The 16,569-nt window shown below is 73.2% G+C and carries 12 protein-coding genes; 5 read left to right on the top strand and 7 right to left on the bottom strand.

Going from position 1 to position 16,569, the window contains the following annotated elements; translation table 11 throughout:
• Positions 1-4 precede the first annotated feature (4 nt).
• From AB0917_RS11930 to AB0917_RS11920, 3 genes are all read left to right on the top strand, one after another.
• Positions 5-280 carry a hypothetical protein gene (locus tag AB0917_RS11930; protein WP_366819367.1) on the top strand — a complete coding sequence of 92 codons (276 nt, stop codon included), beginning with the start codon at positions 5-7 and terminating at the stop codon, positions 278-280.
• 94 nt (positions 281-374) lie between these two features.
• Entirely contained in the window at positions 375-3,539 is a 3,165-nt protein-coding gene (locus AB0917_RS11925) for a PQQ-binding-like beta-propeller repeat protein (protein WP_366819366.1), read from the top strand.
• A gap of 157 nt (positions 3,540-3,696) precedes the next feature.
• On the top strand, positions 3,697-4,998 hold the full coding sequence (locus AB0917_RS11920) for a C40 family peptidase (RefSeq protein WP_366819365.1): 1,302 nt from the start codon (positions 3,697-3,699) through the stop codon (positions 4,996-4,998).
• A 19-nt stretch (positions 4,999-5,017) separates the two neighbouring features.
• On the opposite strand, the gene AB0917_RS11915 is transcribed toward AB0917_RS11920, so the two are convergent.
• From AB0917_RS11915 to AB0917_RS11890, 6 genes are all read right to left on the bottom strand, one after another.
• The gene (locus AB0917_RS11915) at positions 5,018-7,213 is read right to left on the bottom strand and encodes a hypothetical protein (RefSeq protein WP_366819364.1); all 2,196 of its coding nucleotides are present in this window, start codon (positions 7,211-7,213) and stop codon (positions 5,018-5,020) included.
• A 254-nt stretch (positions 7,214-7,467) separates the two neighbouring features.
• Positions 7,468-8,703, bottom strand: coding sequence for a styrene monooxygenase/indole monooxygenase family protein (locus tag AB0917_RS11910; protein WP_366819363.1), 1,236 nt, complete (start codon positions 8,701-8,703; stop codon positions 7,468-7,470).
• A 40-nt stretch (positions 8,704-8,743) separates the two neighbouring features.
• Entirely contained in the window at positions 8,744-9,394 is a 651-nt protein-coding gene (locus tag AB0917_RS11905; protein ID WP_366819362.1) for an ATP/GTP-binding protein, read from the bottom strand.
• Positions 9,375-9,791 (bottom strand): DUF742 domain-containing protein, encoded by a 417-nt coding sequence (locus AB0917_RS11900; RefSeq protein WP_015611323.1) that lies wholly within the window; start codon positions 9,789-9,791, stop codon positions 9,375-9,377. Before AB0917_RS11900 ends, AB0917_RS11905 begins: the two co-directional genes overlap by 20 nt.
• Entirely contained in the window at positions 9,788-10,267 is a 480-nt protein-coding gene (locus AB0917_RS11895) for a roadblock/LC7 domain-containing protein (protein WP_366819361.1), read from the bottom strand. Before AB0917_RS11895 ends, AB0917_RS11900 begins: the two co-directional genes overlap by 4 nt.
• Positions 10,264-13,662, bottom strand: coding sequence for a nitrate- and nitrite sensing domain-containing protein (locus AB0917_RS11890; RefSeq protein WP_366819360.1), 3,399 nt, complete (start codon positions 13,660-13,662; stop codon positions 10,264-10,266). The genes AB0917_RS11895 and AB0917_RS11890 overlap by 4 nt, the downstream gene beginning before the upstream one ends.
• Before the next feature lie 363 nt (positions 13,663-14,025).
• On the opposite strand from AB0917_RS11890, the gene AB0917_RS11885 reads away from it, so the two are divergent.
• Positions 14,026-14,817, top strand: a complete 792-nt coding sequence (locus AB0917_RS11885; RefSeq protein ID WP_366819359.1) for a protein phosphatase 2C domain-containing protein — start codon at positions 14,026-14,028, stop codon at positions 14,815-14,817.
• Positions 14,818-14,902: 85 nt separating this feature from the next.
• Here AB0917_RS11885 and AB0917_RS11880 read toward each other — a convergent pair whose 3' ends face one another.
• The gene (locus tag AB0917_RS11880) at positions 14,903-15,385 is read right to left on the bottom strand and encodes a MarR family transcriptional regulator (RefSeq protein ID WP_366819358.1); all 483 of its coding nucleotides are present in this window, start codon (positions 15,383-15,385) and stop codon (positions 14,903-14,905) included.
• A 369-nt stretch (positions 15,386-15,754) separates the two neighbouring features.
• Between AB0917_RS11880 and AB0917_RS11875 the strand changes: the two genes are divergently transcribed.
• The gene (locus tag AB0917_RS11875; protein WP_366819357.1) at positions 15,755-16,519 is read left to right on the top strand and encodes a polysaccharide deacetylase family protein; all 765 of its coding nucleotides are present in this window, start codon (positions 15,755-15,757) and stop codon (positions 16,517-16,519) included.
• The last annotated feature ends 50 nt before the right edge of the window (positions 16,520-16,569 follow it).

The following is a 16,569-nucleotide window of genomic DNA, read 5'->3' as shown; positions in this document are numbered from 1 at the left end:
CCGGGTGAAGAGCGAGAACACCCCTTTCCGGGGCGGCCCCCTGGACGGCCGGGTCCTGCCGGTCCTGGTCGGCCCGACCGGCCACCCGCCGAAGTGGTACGAGGTCCCCGTGCCCTCCCCCGACGGGGGCCCACCCACCGTGTACGCGTACGAGCGCGTCCCGGCCGGTTACACCAGGCGGCTCGGGCTGCAACGCGGCTGGGTGTACGAGTACACCCCCGGCGGCCGCACGCGCCGCACCCTCAAGTGGCCCTGGTCCAAGCCCGCGAGCGGCGCCTGAGGTAGGTGCGGGAACGCAGGCCCTAAGATCGACGGTCAGGTGCCGAGGGACGGGTCACTCGGGTGCCGAAGGACGGTCACAAGGGGGGTGCGCCATGGAGGCGCTGCGTAGCGAAGATCCACGCCGTTTCGGCCGCTTCACCGTGCTGGCCCGTTTCCAGGAAGCCGCGAGCGCCGTGCAGTACGTGGCGCGGGACACCGGCACCGGCGAGCTCGCCGTGGTCACCGCCGCCCGCCCCGCGCTCGCCGCCGTACCGGCCTTCCGGCGCCGCTTCCAGGCCGAGGCCCGCACCGCCGAACGCCTCGCGGGCGGCTGGGTGACCCCGCTCCTGGAGACCGGCGAGGACGACCGGCTGCGGACCGCGACGGAGTACGTCCCCGCGCTGCCGCTGGCCGAGGCGATCGGCGTCGCCGGTCCGCTGCCGGAGCGCGCCCTGCGGGTCCTGGGCGCGGGCATCGCCGAGATCCTCTCCCGGGTGCACGCGGGCGGCTCCGCGCTCCAGGGGCTCGCCCCGGGCACGGTGCTGCTCGCCGAGGACGGGCCCCGGCTCACCGCGTTCGGCCCGCTGGGCGCGGCAGCGGCGGCGGAGGCCAGGCCGGGCGGGCAGCTCTCGGTCCGCCTGGGCTACCTCACTCCGGAGCAGGTCGAGGGCAAGGAGGCCGGTACGGCGTCCGACCTGTTCGTGCTGGGGCTGCTGCTGGCGTACGCGGCGACGGGGACGACCCCGTTCACGGAGGGCCCGGCCGAGGAGGCCGCCCGCCGGATCGCCGAGGCGGACCCCGAACTGGACGCCGTACCGGAGGAGTTGCGCGAGCTGATCGCCGGCTGCCTGGCGAAGGACCCGGCCGAGCGGCCCACCGCCGGTACGGTCGCCGCCCAACTGGCCCTGGAGGGCGCGGCGGGCCTGGCCCGGGGCGGCTGGCTCCCCGAACGGCTCGCGGCGGCGGTGGCGGACCAGGAGGCGCGGGTGCGGGCGCTGGAGGTGCCGGAGGAGGCCGACGCCGCTGTCCCCGCCGACGCCGCTGTCCCCGCCGCCCCTCAGGACGCGCGGCCCACGGAGGAGCCGGAGGACGCGCGGCCCGCCGAGGAGCCCGAGGACGCACGGCCTGCGGGCGCGGTGACCGGCGCGGCCACCGCGAGCCCGGCGGGCACGGCTGCCGCACCCCCGACCGACGCCGCTGCCGAAGGCCCCGCGAGCACGGTCACCGCCCCCCTCTCCGACGCCGCTGCCGAAACCGCCGCGAGCGCACCGGCCGACGCCCCCGCAGGGACACCGGCCGCCCCACCCGCAGCCACGCGGCCCCCGACCGACCCACGGCTCCCGGCACCCACCACGAGCAAGGCCCAGGACACCGGCACAAGCCCCCAGTCCCACGGCAGCAAGCCCAGCACCACCGACACAGGCACAGACACCACCGGCACAGGCACAGGCACCACCACCACCGGCACCGGCACAGGCACCGGCACCACCAGCACTGACACCGGCACCACTACCGGAGACATCGGCGAGGACCGAGGCACCACCCGCTTCCTCAACACCGGCCCCAAGCCGTCCCAGTCCGACCGCGCGACCACCCAGCTCGCCCTCCCCCACGGGCTGCCCCCAGCCCACGCCCCGGCCCACGCCCCGGCCCCGGGCCACGCCCCCGCCACGCCCCCGCCCGCCCGGTCGGCGCCCTCGCTCCCCGCCTCCCCCGGCCTCCCGTCGGCGGGCCACCACCAGGACCACGGCCACCAGCCCCACGGCAGCCCGGCCCCCTACCCGGCCGCGGTGCTCCCGGGCTCCGCAGGCCAGAGCGGCGGCCGAAGCGAAGGCTCGAACGGCGGCCATGGCAACGGCGGCCACGGCGGCCACAGCGGACCCCACAGCAACGGCGGCCCCCAGAACGGCCCCATGGTGGAGCTGCCCCTGCCGCCCGCACCCGCCCCTCCGCCCGGCTCCGCCACCAGCCGCCGGACCCTGATCGCCATCGCGGCCGCCGCGGTCGGCGGGCTCGTCGTGGGCGGCGGCTCGGTCGCCGCGATCGGGGGCGGGGAGAGCGTGGCCGCCACCGACGACAAGCCCCCCGCGCCGAAGCCGCGCCGTACGCTCCCGGGCCGGCCCCCCGAGCCGCGCTGGACCTACTCCCATCCGGCCTCCGAGTCCTCCCCGCTGACCACCGCGCTCTGGGGGGACCGGCTGCTGGTGGTGACCAGCGAGAGCCAGGCGAGCGCCGTCGACCTGCGGACCGGCAAGCGGGTCTGGCAGCGCGCGGACGCGGCCAAGGGCCAGGCGGCGCTGCCCGCCGGCGACCTGTGCTTCGTGGCGAGCCCGACGGAGTTCCTCTGGCTCGCGCCGAAGGACGGGGCGGTCGTGCACCGGGTGCGGTACGCGGACGGCTTCACCGACCTGCCGGACCTCCAGGTGGGGCGGCTGGCGGGCCGTTCCGGGTCCGTCATCTGGTTCACCGGCTCGCGCACGGTCACCGTGAAGGCGCCCAAGCCGAAGAAGGGCAAGAAGCAGGCGCCGGACCGGCAGGTCGCCCAGGCGCACTTCTTCGCGTACGACATCGTCCGGCGCGCCGAACTCTGGCGTACGCCGGTACCGGCAGGCCGCGCCCCCGGCACGCCCCTCTACCGGGTCGTCGCGGAGCGCTCGGCCGATCTCCTCGTACGGCAGGACGCGGTCACCCTGACGGCGGCCGAGGTCAAGGCGGCCAAGGGGAAGGGCTCCATCCGCTCCTTCGACCAGCAGACCGGCAAGCTGCGGTGGGCCAAGCAGTACGGCACGGCCGGACCCGAGGCGGCCGTCACGGGGGACGAGGACGGGATCCTGTACGTGGGGGTCGGCGCCGATCTCCAGTCGTTCGAGGCGGACACCGCCAAGCCGCTGTGGCGGGTCGAGGGCACGGCGGGTTCGGCCTTCGGCACCCCGCTGGTGGCCGGGCCCTTCCTCCACACCACCGAACGCGACCGGCAGGTCGGCGCGGTGGAGCGGGAGAGCGGGCGCCTCGTCTGGCGGCGCTCGACGGAGGTGCCGGGCATCGGGAACGCCCCCGCTCTCACCCTGAGCAGCAGCGGCAGGACGCTGCTCGCCTCCGACGCCACCCAGGTCACCGCGTTCTCCGCGGCCGACGGGGAGCGCCTGTGGAAGTTCCAGGACATCGGCGTGGCCGACCCGAAGGGGGCCACGGTGAGCGCCCCGTACCGGACCCTCGCCGTCGGCGGGAACGTCGTCGTCCAGCGGGACAGGTCCTTCTACGCCTTCCCGGTGGCCTGAGCCAGAGCCGTCAGCGGTACCGCCGTCCGGGGCATCCCCGGACGGCACGCCGTGCGGTCCTTGCATCACCTGACACCGAGTGACCGGATTAATCAGATTCGCTCACTTATGGACGGGTCCGGTCTCCGGGCCCCGTCTCCGTCACGGAGGTGATGTCGTGTCAGGCAGACTCCTGCGCGCGGTCTGCGCGACCGCGCTCGCCACGGCCCTCGCGGTCTCCCCCGCCACCGCCGCACCGGCCGAACCCGGCCCCGTACCGTCCGAGGAACCCGTACGCCCCCAGGACGCGGCACCACCGGTGGACGACGACGCGGACCCCGGGGCGGGCCTCGGAACGGCCGACGAGGACGGGGAAGGGGGAGGGGAAGCAGCCGAGGTCGACGCGGAGACGGCACTGGCCGCCCCCGAGGCCGGGGCTCCCCGCAACGTAGCGACCCTCCTGCGGGAGTTGCAGACCCGCTACCAGGAGGCGGAGGAGGCCAGCGAGACCTACAACGCCACCGCCGAGAAGCTGAAGCAGCGGACCGCGCAGGCGAAGAAGGTGAACGCGGAGCTGGCGAAGGCACGGGCCGCGCTGCAACTCAGCCGGGACGACGCCGGGCGGCTGGCCCGGGAGCAGTACCAGGGGCACACCCAGTTCTCCGCCTACCTCCAGTTGCTGCTGGCCCGCGACCCCCTGCGCGCCCTGGACCAGAGCCATGTCATCGAGCGGGTGGCGGCGAGCCGCGCGGCGACGGTGGAACGTCTGAGCGACGACGCCCGCCGCGCCGACGCCCTGGCCGCCGCCTCCCGCAAAGCGGTCGACCAGCAGAAGAAGCTGGCCGCGCGGCAGAAGAAGCAGCGCGACACCGTGCACGGCAAGCTGAAGAAGGTGGAGGCGCTGCTGGCCACGCTCTCCGCCGGGCAGCTGACCCAGCTGGCCGGGCTCGAACAGCGGGGCGTGGAGGCGGCCCAGCGCGAACTGGTCGCCTCCGGGGCGCTGAGCTCGACCCGGCCACCGACGCGCCAGGGCGGTGACGCCGTCGCGTACGCGGTCCGGCAGATCGGCAAGCCGTACGTGTGGGGCGCCCAGGGCCCCGGCTCCTTCGACTGCTCCGGGCTGACGTCCCAGGCCTGGGCGGCGGCGGGCCGGCCGATCCCCCGCACCTCCCAGGAGCAGTGGAGGCAGCTCCCGAGGGTGCCCGTCTCCTCGCTGCGCCCCGGTGACCTGGTGATCTACTTCCCCAAGGCGACGCATGTGGCGCTGTACATCGGCGACGGCCTGGTGGTCCAGGCACCGCGCCCCGGCACGAGGGTGAAGGTCTCCCCGGTGGCGTCCAACCCGCTGCTGGGAGCCGTCCGCCCCGACCCCGGCGGCGTACCGCTGTCCACGTACAGGCGTCCGGAGCTGCCGGCGGGTGCGACGGACGGGGCCGACACGGGTTACAGCTCCGGCGCCGCCCCCGGGGCTTCTCGCTGATCCTTTCGGAGCGGGGCGGTCAGTGGCTCACGTACTGCTTGTGGTTCCCACCCTGCGGGTAGGTGTGCTCCGCCTCCGTGAGGCGTTCGCCGGTGATGGCGGTGACCTCGGTGCCCTCCTCGGTCTCGCACAGCGCCAGCAGCTTCACGCCGGCCCGGTCCACCAGCAGCTCCCTGGTCCCGGCGCACGCGCCCGCGGCCTTCACCAGCTTGCCGGCCACCTCGGCGACCGCGCCGTCCTCTTTGCCCTTCTTCGCGCCGTACGTCAGGGTCAGCAGGGTGCCGGAGGCGGTCATGGCGTAGAAGGCCGCGGGATACCCGACGATGGCGCCGTAATGCCCGTTCGCCGGGTAGACCAACGCCTCCAGCGGCTCCCCGTCCCCCGAGTACAGCTTCTGGTAGGAGCCCTGTCCGTCGGTACGGTCGCGGAAGGGCTCGAGGCGGTACAGCGAACCGTGGCTCAGCCAGAGGACGTCGCCGAGCCCCGAGGCGTACGGGCGCAGGGGCAGCTCGGTGTCCTTGGGGAGCTCCACCACGGTGTCCCAGGCACCGTGGTCGTCGACGCCCGTCAGCAGCGGTCCGTCGTAGTCGTCACACCAGCGCCCGACCACCAACGCGCCCTTCGAACCGTTCCGGAAGTCAGTGATGTAAGGGGCCTGCCGGCAGCCCAGCCGGGGAATCGTGTCCTGCCGGTGCGAAATCAGGCGGCTCAGGCCGTCGTACTTGAGCTCGGTCGCGTGCACGCCGCGCTCCTGGTCGGACGGCAGCTCCGGGATCCGGGTGTAGTGAGGCGGGGTACAGCCTTGCGCGAGTACCAGCGGAGTGCTGATCGTGCGGGCGCTTCTGCGTTCATGGGTGGCCAGGTGGAAGCAGTCCTCCTTCTCCCTCGTCACGGCCAGCACCTTGCCGGTCCAGTGGTCGACCTCGACGAGCTGCCAGCTCGACTGCACATAGATCTGGTCCGCGTGCCCCAGAGGGACCAGGGGCTGCCACTGCGCCTCCTCGTCCTCTTCGCCATAGGAGTAGTCACTCTCCGTCACGAAGTTCCAGTTGCGGATCCGCTTCTTCTTCGCAGTCGCCGGTGAGGGAAGCTGGGTGGTGTTCTTCACCTCCCCGCTGGAGCCGTCGAGAGTGACCAGGGTGAGGGGGTCCACCACCACGTGCACACGGCAGAAGTCGGAGACGCCGACCTGACCGAGCCGCGAGTCGGCCGTGTAGGTCTTCCTCAGGTAGGGCAGCGTGATCTCGGTGTCCCGGACCGTGTAGCGCCAGCGCTCACTTCCGTCGGCCGTGTCGTAGCCGACCACCGCGTTCCCGCCGGCGACGGACTCCACCGCCACCAGCGTGCTCTGCGTCACCAACGGGTCGTTCTGATGCTTCCGGTCCACCCGCCAGCCGTCGTGCTCGGGGCGGTCGAGCAGGCAGGTGGTCAACTCCGCCGGGCCCGGCAGCTTCTTCCGCCACAGCGTCTTCTCGGGCTTGAGGTGGGGCACGGGCTCGTGGTGCTCGGCGGCCGATATCTCATGCCCCTTGCCGCGTCGCTCTTCCGGAAGGGTCTGGGAGGTCGCGTCGAACACCGGCTTCTTCTCGTCGGCCAGCGCCCGCTGCGCGCCCTGGGCCACCTGGTCCGCGCCGACGCTCAGCAGCGACCCCACCAGCGCCCCGCCGACCACGACCGCCAGCAGCCGCTGCGCCCGCCGCCTGGTCCCCCCGGGAACGGGCGGCGGCAGGCAGGAGTCCTGCCGGCGGGTCAGCAGGACACACAGCCCGATCGCGGCCAGACAGGCCAGGGCGGCCGCCAACGCGGCGGCCGGGCGCGGCGGGTCGGCCGCCAGGAACTGGTACGGCCGCGGGGCGTAGGGCAGTTCCTCGGCGGGGCTCCTGGCGAAGGCGAACAGACCGAGGCAGGCCGCCAGTGCCGCCGCGGCCATCGCCCACCGCACCGTACGGGGGGTGCCGAAGCCGCCCACCAGCACCACCGCCGCGACCAGTGCGGGGACCGCGATCCACCAGGGCGCGGTGCCGAACTCCTCCGACAGCCCCCAGGACCACGGCGAGAAGGCCGCCAGGGCCAGCAGAGCCGCCGCCGCGCCGAACACCGCCGGCGTGATCCACCAGCGCCCCGGCGGGGCGTCCGAGGTCTCGTCCGCCGGCGAGCCGACTTCGTCGTCGCCGCCGCTTCCGTCCTGTGGTGGTGTGCGGTGCTCCTCGCGCACGCGTGCTCCCTGGGTCCACAGCCGCGCCCGACCGCCGTCGGACCGGCAAGTCTCCATGGCAGGAGGGCACTTCCGTGCGAGGCCGTACTCCCCCGTCGGCTCCCTGCGAAGGTTACCCAGTCACCGGACGGAGCAGGCGGGCGGTCTGTGCGGCCCATGAGCCGCCCTCCGGGAGGTCCCGGGCACGCGGGGCGTCCAGCGGCCGGGCCGGCGGTGCGGGTCCGGCCGCTGGGACAGGGGGGGAACGCGGCCGGTCAGACTCCGGAGACCGAGGTCAGGTACGCGTTCGTCTTCTCCGGGTCGAAGAAGAAGTTGTCGAAGTCCGCCGGGTCGTCGAACCCGTTGGCGAAGCGGTCCGCGACGGGCTGGAGCCGGCCCGCCGCGCCGATCAGGTTCAGTACGTGCTCCGGCGGGGCGCCGAGCATCGCGTTGGTCCACCTCACGACGTGCTGGGCGCTCTCCCAGTGGCGGTCGAAGGTGGCCTGCATCCACGCCGCGTCGAACTCCTTGTCGCCGTGCTCGATGATCGAGTCCAGGTAGGAGTTGGCGCACTTGGACGCCGAGTTGGAGCCCTGGCCGGTGATCGGGTCGTTGGCCACGACGACGTCCGCGACGCCGAGGACCAGACCGCCGCCGGGGAGCCGGCCGATCGGCTTGCGGACGGTGGGGGCGTAACGGCCGGCGAGGGTGCCGTTGGCGTCGGTCAGCTCGACCTTGGTGGCGCGGGCGTACTCCCACGGCGTGAACTTCTCCATGAGGTCCAGCGTCTTGGCGAGGTGCTCGGAGGGGTCCTTGATGCCCTGGAAGGCGTCGAGCGGGCCGCCGGGGACGCCCTCCCAGAAGAGGATGTCGGCGCGGCCGGAGGTGGTCAGCGTCGGCATCACGAACAGTTCGCCGACGCCCGGCACCAGGTTGCAGCGGACCGCGTCGAACTCCGGGTGCTCGGGGCGCGGGCCCATGCCGTGGACGTAGGCGACCGACAGTGCGCGCTGCGGGGCGTCGAACGGCGAACGGGCCGCGTCCCGGCCGAACATGGAGACCAGCTCGCCCTTGCCGGCCGAGACCATCACCAGGTCGTAGGTGCGGGAGAAGTAGTCCAGGTCGGAGACGGCCGCCCCGTGGATGACGAGCTGTCCGCCGCGCTGGGCGAAGGTCTCCATCCAGCCCGCCATCTTCACGCGCTGGTCGACGGACTGGGCGAACCCGTCGAGCCTGCCGACCCAGTCGACGGCGCGCGAGGAGTCCGGGGCGGCGACGGAGACGCCGAGGCCCTCGATCCTGGGGGCCTGGGACTCCCAGAAGTTCAGCTGGTAGTCCCGCTCGTGCTGGAGCGCGGTGTGGAACATGCACTGCGTCGACATGACCCGGCCGGTGCGGATCTCGTCGGCGGTGCGGTTGGACATCAGCGTGACTTCGTAGCCTCTGGACTGCAGCCCCAGGGCCAGCTGGAGCCCGGACTGACCGGCTCCGACTATGAGTATCTTCCGCATCGCGGCTCTCCGTTGGGTTGATCGAGGCGATCTGTGCGACCTACGCGGGGGTGACGTCGAGAGCATGGCCCACCAGGGCCAGCAGCGACTCGACGACCGTGATCCTGTTACGCGCGTCCATGATCACAACAGGGACGTGCGGCGGTACGGTCAGGGCCTCCCTGACGTCCTCCGCCTCGTATCCGGGCGTCCCCTCGAAGTGGTTGACCGCCACGACGTACGGCAGCCCGCAGCTCTCGAAGTAGTCGAGCGCGGGGAAGCAGTCCTCCAGCCGGCGGGTGTCGGCGAGGACGACCGCCCCGATCGCGCCGCGCACCAGGTCGTCCCACATGAACCAGAAGCGCTGCTGGCCGGGGGTGCCGAAGACGTACAGGACGAGGTCGTCGTCCAGGGTGAGCCGGCCGAAGTCCATGGCCACCGTCGTGGTGGTCTTCTCGGGCGTCGCGGAGAGGTCGTCGGTCTCCTCACTGGCCTGGGTCATCAGCGCTTCGGTCTGCAACGGCGTGATCTCGGAGACCGAGCCGACGAACGTCGTCTTGCCCACGCCGAATCCGCCCGCCACCACGATCTTGGTCGCGGTGGGGGCGCGGGTGTGGTCGAGCTGCCAGGCCTGGAGGGACTCCTCCGCCTGGTCCTGGGGCCCCGGCTGGCGCGGGGCGAACAGCGGCGCCTCAGAGACGGCGGAGTCCATTGAGCACCCTTTCGAGCAGTGCGCGGTCGGGCTGACCGGTGCCGTGACCGGTTCCGTACACGCGGATCTTTCCCTGGTCGGCCAAGTCGCTGAGCAGCACCCGGACGACTCCGAGCGGCATCTTCAACAGGGCCGAGATCTCCGCGACCGTACGCATCCGGCGGCAGATTTCGACGATGGCCTGGAGCTCCGGCATGACGCGCGAGGCCAGGTTGCCGTTGGTCAGCTCACGGCGCTCCTCGGGTGCTTCGAGGGCGGCGACGAACGTCTCGACGAGCAGGACGTGCCCGAACCGCGTGCGGCCTCCGGTGAGGGAGTACGGACGGACCCGGGCGGGGCGCTTGTCGGCCCCCCGGACGGGGAGGCGGGGAGAGGGCTCGGCTGCGGCGGTCGTCACTGGGCACTCTCCATCGATTTGCGCAGCTCGCTGCGGAGTTCGGGGGTGAGGACGTGTCCGGCCCGGCCGACGAAGAGGGCCATGTGGTACGCGACGACGCTCATGTCGCAGTCAGGGGTGGCGTGGACGCCTAGGAGGGAGCCGTCGCTGATCGACATGACGAAGACGCTGCCCTCGTCCATGGCGACCATCGTCTGTTTGACGCCGCCGCCGTCCATCAGCTTCGCGGCTCCGACGGTGAGCGAGCCGATGCCGGAGACGATGGTGGCCAGGTCGGCGCTGGACCCCTTGGGGCCGTCCGACGTCCCGGCCGCCTTGGCTTCGTGATGGCCGGGGTCGGAGGAGAGCAGCATCAGCCCGTCGGACGAGACGACGGTGACCGAGTGGACCCCTGGCACCTCCTCCACGAGATTGCTCAGCAACCAGTGAAGGTTCCGGGCTTCGGTGCTCAGCCCGAACGTGCTGGGCGCAGTCAACTGCGTGCCTCCTCGACTGTGTCCCCCGTCTCTCCGTTCCGGCGGTCCGTGCGGCCGCCGGTCTGCTCGGTCGTCCCTGTGCCGTGTGCGGTGCGTGCGTCGTGTGCGGCGCCCGTGGCGTGGGCGGCGGCGGTGGTGGTCTCGTGCCCGGTTCGGCCGGTGGCTACGCCCCCGTGGCCGGCGAGGGTGCCGGGCCCGGCCGACTCGGCGATCTCGGCCTCGACATCGCGCCGGCCCTCCTTCGCCGCCTGGTGGAAGCTGCCCAGCCGACGGCGCAGGTCGTCCCTGTCCAGGCTGCCGGTGCGCCCGGTGGTGGGGGCACCCTCGGGCCGGACCACCTTGGGGGTGCGCTTGGGCAGCCCCTTGTCGGTGACCCGCGCGGCCGGCGGCTTGCGGGGTCCGGGCACGGTGTCGGCGGCGGCCTCGGCACGGGGGGCGGGGCGGAACGCGGACCCGTCCTGGTCCTGGTCCCCGGGACCGCTGTCGGCCGGGCGCTCGTGGCGGTCGGGGCCGATGGCGTACGGGTCGGGGGCGGGGTCGGTGACGTACGGGGCGGAGGCCTGCGGGACCTCGGAGGTGGCCGGGGTCTCCGGGGCGGCGGGCTCCGGGGCGGCGGGGGGCTCCGGGGCGGCCGGGGTGTCCGAGGCCAGCGGGTCGGCCGACTCGGCCGGGGGCTCCGGGGGCGCCTGGTCGGCCGGGTCCGCCGGAGGCTTCGGCAGCCGGACCTGCATCGTGATCTCGGAGTCCGGCTCGGCGGTCCTGCCCGCCGACGCATCAGCCTGGGCGTTCGGCCGCACGTCTGCCTGCGCGTCCGCTTCGGGCTTCTGCTGCCGCGGTACGGCGGTGGCTTCGGGGCCCTCGGGCGCCCCGGCGGCCTCGGACGCCTTCGCGGCGGCCTCGCGGATCGCCCGCTCGGCAGCGGCGATCATCGGGTCGACGGCGGGCTCGGGAGCGGCGGGCTCGGGCTGAGGCTCCCGCACCGGCTCGGCGGCCTCGTCGGCCGCCTGCTCGCGCTCGGCGGCGGACTCCGCAGCGGGCTCGGGCCGGGGCTCGTACGTCTCTTCGGACACCGGCTCCGACACCGGCTCGGACCCCGCCTCCGCAACGGCCCCGGACTCGGGGGTCGCCCCGGGCTCGGCGGCCGGCTCGTCCGTGGCCTCGGGCGGCGTCGGCGAGGCCGGCGTACGGCTCGGCAGGGCGTTGGAGTTGGCCTCGGCCACCGAGCCCGGCAGGGTGAGCGCCGGGCCCTCGCCGGGCAGCTGCACGGCGGGCGGCGAGGAGGCGGGCAGGGAGTTGGGCAGCAGGGTCTGCGGCAGGACGACGACAGCCGCCACTCCACTCCCCTTCTGCTCGCGCAGCTGGACCCGCACACCGTGCCGGGCGGCCAGCAGCGACGTGACCTGGAGGCCGAGTCCGGCCCCGGGCGCATCGATGGTCCGCCCCCCCGCGTCGAACGACGCCGGGTCGGCCAGCCTCGCATTGAGCTCGCCCATGCGGACGCTCGACATACCGATGCCCGCGTCCTGCACGGAGAGCATCACCTCACCGGTCTCCAGCAGCCAGCCGGACAGCTCGACATGGGAGTCCGGCGGGGAGAAGGAGGTCGCGTTCTCCAGGAGTTCGGCGAGGAGGTGGCTGAGATCGTCGGCGGCGAACCCGGCGATCTGGGCGTGCGGCGGCAGGGACTGGATGGTGACCCGCTCGTACCGCTCGATCTCGCTGACGGCCGCGCGGGCCACGTCGACCAGCGGGATCGGCCCGGCGTGGCTGTGGCCGTGCTCGGCGCCCGCGAGGACGAGCATGTTCTCGCTGTGCCGGCGCATGACCGTGGCCATGTGGTCCAGCTTGAACAGGGTGGCGAGGCGCTCCGGGTCCTGCTCGCGCTCCTCCAGGCTCTCGATGACGCCGAGCTGGCGCTCGACGAGACCGAGGTTGCGCAGCGAGAGGTTGACGAAGGTGTGGTGGACGGTGTTCTTCAGCCGCTCCAGCTGCGTGGCCAGCTCGGCGGTGCGGTCCTGGAGTTCGGACCGCTGCTGGGCCAGGGTCTCGCGGCCGGAGATCAGGCCGGAGCGTTCGGTGGTGAGGCTGTCGACGCGGCCGGTGAACTCCTGGCGCAGCGCGGCGAACTTGCCGTGCAGCGTGTTCATCGACCGTACGACCTGCGCGAACTCGTCGTTGCGGCCGGTGTAGCGGACCGGTTCGGCGCTCTCGGGCTCCTCCGCGAGGCGGGCGGCGCCGATGCGCAGGACGGCGAGCGGCTGGGTCAGGGTGCGGGCGACGGCGGTGGAGACGCCGACGGCGAGCAGGAAGCAGCCGCCGAGGAGGGCGAGGCTCAGTTCGAGGGCGGTGACGTCGTCGTCGCGGAACCCCTCCAGGCGCTGGACCTGGTTGGTAGAGAGGGCCGACTCGACGCCGCGCATCCGGTCGACCCGGGCGGAGAGCGCGGCCTCCAGCTTCTTGGCGTCGGTGCCGCGCTCGCTCTCGGAGAGCTCGGGGCGGTCGGTGAGGCGGGTGAGGTACTTCTCCGCGCTGTTGACCTCGGGGCCCGTGACCGTGGCGGAGAGCTTGTCGCGGGCGACGGGGTTGGCCGCCTGGTCGAACTCGGCGAGCGAGGCCAGCTCACGGACCCGGGCCTGCTGCGCGGCGGCGCTCAGCTCGTCGCGGGCCCGGTCCGCCCGTTTGGCCTCGTCGTCCTGGGTCTCCACCGGAAGCCCGGTGAAGGGGTCGATCTGCGGGGGAGCCGGCTCGGGGCTCGGTACGGCGAGGGCCGCGAGGAGGAGCCCGCGGGTGGCGGAGGCCTGCTCGACGGCGCCGCCGAGGACGAGCGGGGCCCGGGTGGCGTCGGCGGCGCGCGGCGGGGTCCTCTCGGCCAGCTCGGCGGAGATGCCGTGCAGCTTGGCGATGACCTCGGAGTACGCCTGGTGCGCCTCCAGCGCCGAGCCCTTGCCGGTCAGGGCGTCCCGGCGCAGGGACGGCACGGTGGACAGGTCGCGGCGCAGGGCGGCGGGGGCCGGGCCGTGGATCTCGTCGATCTGCTGGTCGACGCGGGTGGTGCGGGTGCGGCGGCTCTCGGCGCCGCCCTTGCCGTCATCGGCGCGGCCGCCCGCGATGTACGCGGTGACGGCGTCCCGCTCGTCGGCGAGGGAGTGCGCCAGAGTGACGGCCTGCCGGTTCAGCTCGGAGAGGGTCACCAGCCGCTGGGACTCGGCCAGGTCGGAGGAGGCGCTCAGCGCGGCGGGAGCGCCCGCCGCGATGACGATGACCCCGACGACGGCGACTCCGGCGACCAGCCGGCTCCGTACCCGTACGGTCCGCTTGTCGGCGACCGGGGCCGGAGGCGTCGCCCCGGAACCGTCGCGCGTGCTGCCCTTGCTCCGCGGCCGCTTCTTCTGCACCGGTGCTCGCAATCTTGACTCGTCCACCCTTGAAGCAGAGGTGACGCTCGGTCACGTAGAAGGACCCCCCGCTCCTGGTACGGCTTCTGACCATTCCAGTGCTTTTGAGAGGGGGACGCGCATCAACCGCTCCGCCACTCGAACGAGTGAACATCACTCATGAGTTGGCGAACAAGTCTCCCCAGGGCCGCCCCTGACCATGCATAGGGCACGGGGTGGAAGTTCGGCGCAGCCTTTGGCAGGATGCCCGCCCGCACTCCCCCGGAGCCTTCGCCTCCGCGTACCGGGCCCGCTTTGACCTGCTGGTACGGCTGGAAACCGCTCCCGTGCGCGTCTTATGAAGGCTTCGTGCAGACTGGCGCCATGACCCTCCGACTCGTCACCGTCCCCGGTGATCCCGAACGCCCCAACGAGGACTGGGCATCCACCGCCCTCTCCGGGCCCGGCCAGGGTGGGGTGCTGGTGGTGCTCGACGGCGTCACGCCGCCGAAGGGGGACGACGGTTGTGTGCACTCCGTGCCCTGGTTCACCGAGCGGCTGGGCGGCGCGCTGGTGGAACTGTCGGGTTCACGGCGAGATATGGACCTGGCCGAGATTCTGTCGGCGTCCATCCGGCGCACCGCCGACGCCCACCGGTCGACCTGTGACCTTTCTCACGTGCGTACGCCTCAGGCGACCGTGGCCCTGGCGCGTTGGAGCGAACACGCGATCGAGTACCTGGTGCTCTCCGACGCGGTGCTCCTACTGGAGGCCCCGGACGGCACGGTCCGGCCGGTCCTCGACGACCGCCTCGACCGGCTGCCGCCCGGCTCACTGGCCTCGGCGGCGCTCGTCGACAGCCGGCTGCGGAACCAGGAGGGCGGCTTCTTCACGGCCGCCGCCGACCCCGCGGTGGCCTCACGCGCGGTGACCGGCACCGTCCCGGCCGACGCGGTCCGGTCGCTGACCGCGCTGACGGACGGGGCGAGCCGGTGGACGGAGGTGTTCCACGAGGGCGACTGGACGGCCCTGCTGGGGCTGGTCCGCGAGGCGGGGCCCGAGGGGCTGATCGACCGGGTACGGGAGCTGGAGGAGGCCGACGCCGCCGCCGGGCGCGTACGGCTGCGGGGGAGCAAGACGCACGACGACGCGACGGCGGTCTTCGTGGAGCTGTGACGCGGGGCCTTCGCGCGTTCAGGCCTTCGCGCGCGTTCAGGGCCTTCGCGCGTTCAGGCCATCGCGCGTTCAGGCTTCCGCGCGTTCAGGCCTCCGCGCGGGCGTTCAGCTGGTGCAGCAGCCGGGCCAGCTCCGCCACCTCGGCCCGGTCCCAGTCCGCCAGCTTGCGGACGTACCGCCCGCGCCGGGCGTCGCGGACGCTGCGGAAGCGGGCCAGGCCCTCGTCGGTCAGCCGGACGAGCCAGGCGCGGCCGTCCGCCGGGTCGGGTTCGCGGGCGACCAGCCCGAGGTTCTCCAGGGCCCGCAGCTGGCGGCTCATCGTGGCCTTGCCGACGCCGAAGTAGGCGGCCAGTTCGGTGGCGCGCTGCCGGCCGGCCGACTCCAGGCGGACGAGCAGACCGTAGGCGGCGGGTTCCAGTTCGGGGTGGACCTCGCGGGCCATCTCCCCCGAACTGGCCCGCGCGCGGCGCAGGAAGACCGCCAGCTCGCGCTCCAGCGCCAGGAACTCCTGGTCCACACCAGCTCCGTCGGTCGCGCCCGGCTCCCGCACGCTCTTGCTCCCGTGCACGTCAGCACCCCTCGTACGGTTTCCTGCCGATGAAAGTTCCTTCCACGGCCGGTCGACGCCGCAGCTCGGCCATTATTTCGCAGGCGTGGATCAACGGCGGCGACCAGACCCCGTCCCGTATGCCGGGTCCGCGCGCGTGGCGTCGCCGTCGACCCGCTCCGGGTGACCCGCTTCAAAACACGGCCGGCGAGCTGCCGGACGGCCGCCGGCCGTGGGCCCCACCCGAGCCCGCCTCGGTGGCCGCGCCCCAGGTCACCGGGGTTCCGCGCCATCCCGCACCCCACTATGCACTGCGCGTATACCCGCTATGTATAGTCCTCGGCGTACCGCACACCTGTGCGGATATTCCGCGCAGAGGAGTGGTGTGCCGTGCCCAAGAAGACGACCTTGCTCGGTGGCGGGTTGGCCGCCGCGTTGGTGACGGCGCTCACACTGGCGCTCAGCGGCTGCTCGATGGAGACGACGGCTCCGAGTTCGGCGCGGCAGGACGCGGCGTCCGACGCCAAGGGCTCCTTCGGGCGGGCGGACTGCCGCAAGGCGAAGTGCATCGCCCTCACGTTCGACGCCGGGCCGGGCAAGGACACCCCGGAGCTGCTGGACATCCTGAAGGAGAAGAAGGTCCACGCGACCTTCTTCCTGCTGGGCAAGAACCACGTCGTCAAGCACCCGGACACCGTGCGGCGCCTCCAGGACGAGGGCCACGAGGTGGCCAACCACACCTGGACGCACAAGATCCTCACCGACCAGGAGCCGGACGCGATACGGGCCGAGCTGGAGAAGACCCAGGTGGCGATCGAGGAGATCACCGGAAAGAAGCCCCGGCTGATGCGCCCGCCGCAGGGCCGCACCGACGACACGGTCTCGGAGATCAGCAAGGAGCTGGGCCTCTCCCAGGTGCTGTGGAGCGCCACCGCCAAGGACTACTCGACGAACGACTCCGCGCTGATCACGGAGCGGATCCTGGACCAGGCGAGCAAGGACGGCATCATCCTGCTCCACGACATATACAAGGGCACCGTGCCCGCGGTGCCCGGAATCATCGACGCCCTCCAGAAGGACGGCTACACCTTCGTGACCGTCCCGGAGCTGATGGCCCCGGCCGTGCCGGAGCCGGGCACGATCTACCGCCCCTGAGCACCGTGTCGCCCTATGGGCACCGCGTTGTCCTATGGGCACCGTGTCGG

Origin of the sequence: Streptomyces sp. NPDC007346 (genome assembly GCF_040703535.1) — a bacterium.
GTDB lineage: Bacteria > Actinomycetota > Actinomycetes > Streptomycetales > Streptomycetaceae > Streptomyces.
This window is presented reverse-complemented; position numbering and strand designations above follow the sequence as displayed.

What these genes read in the sequence shown, in the direction of transcription:
- AB0917_RS11925 (WP_366819366.1), top strand. Translation starts at nt 375, where the DNA reads ATGGAGGCGCTGCGTAGCGAAGATCCACGCCGTTTCGGCCGCTTCACC.
- AB0917_RS11910 (WP_366819363.1), bottom strand. Translation starts at nt 8,703, where the DNA reads ATGCGGAAGATACTCATAGTCGGAGCCGGTCAGTCCGGGCTCCAGCTG.
- AB0917_RS11905 (WP_366819362.1), bottom strand. Translation starts at nt 9,394, where the DNA reads ATGGACTCCGCCGTCTCTGAGGCGCCGCTGTTCGCCCCGCGCCAGCCG.
- AB0917_RS11885 (WP_366819359.1), top strand. Translation starts at nt 14,026, where the DNA reads ATGACCCTCCGACTCGTCACCGTCCCCGGTGATCCCGAACGCCCCAAC.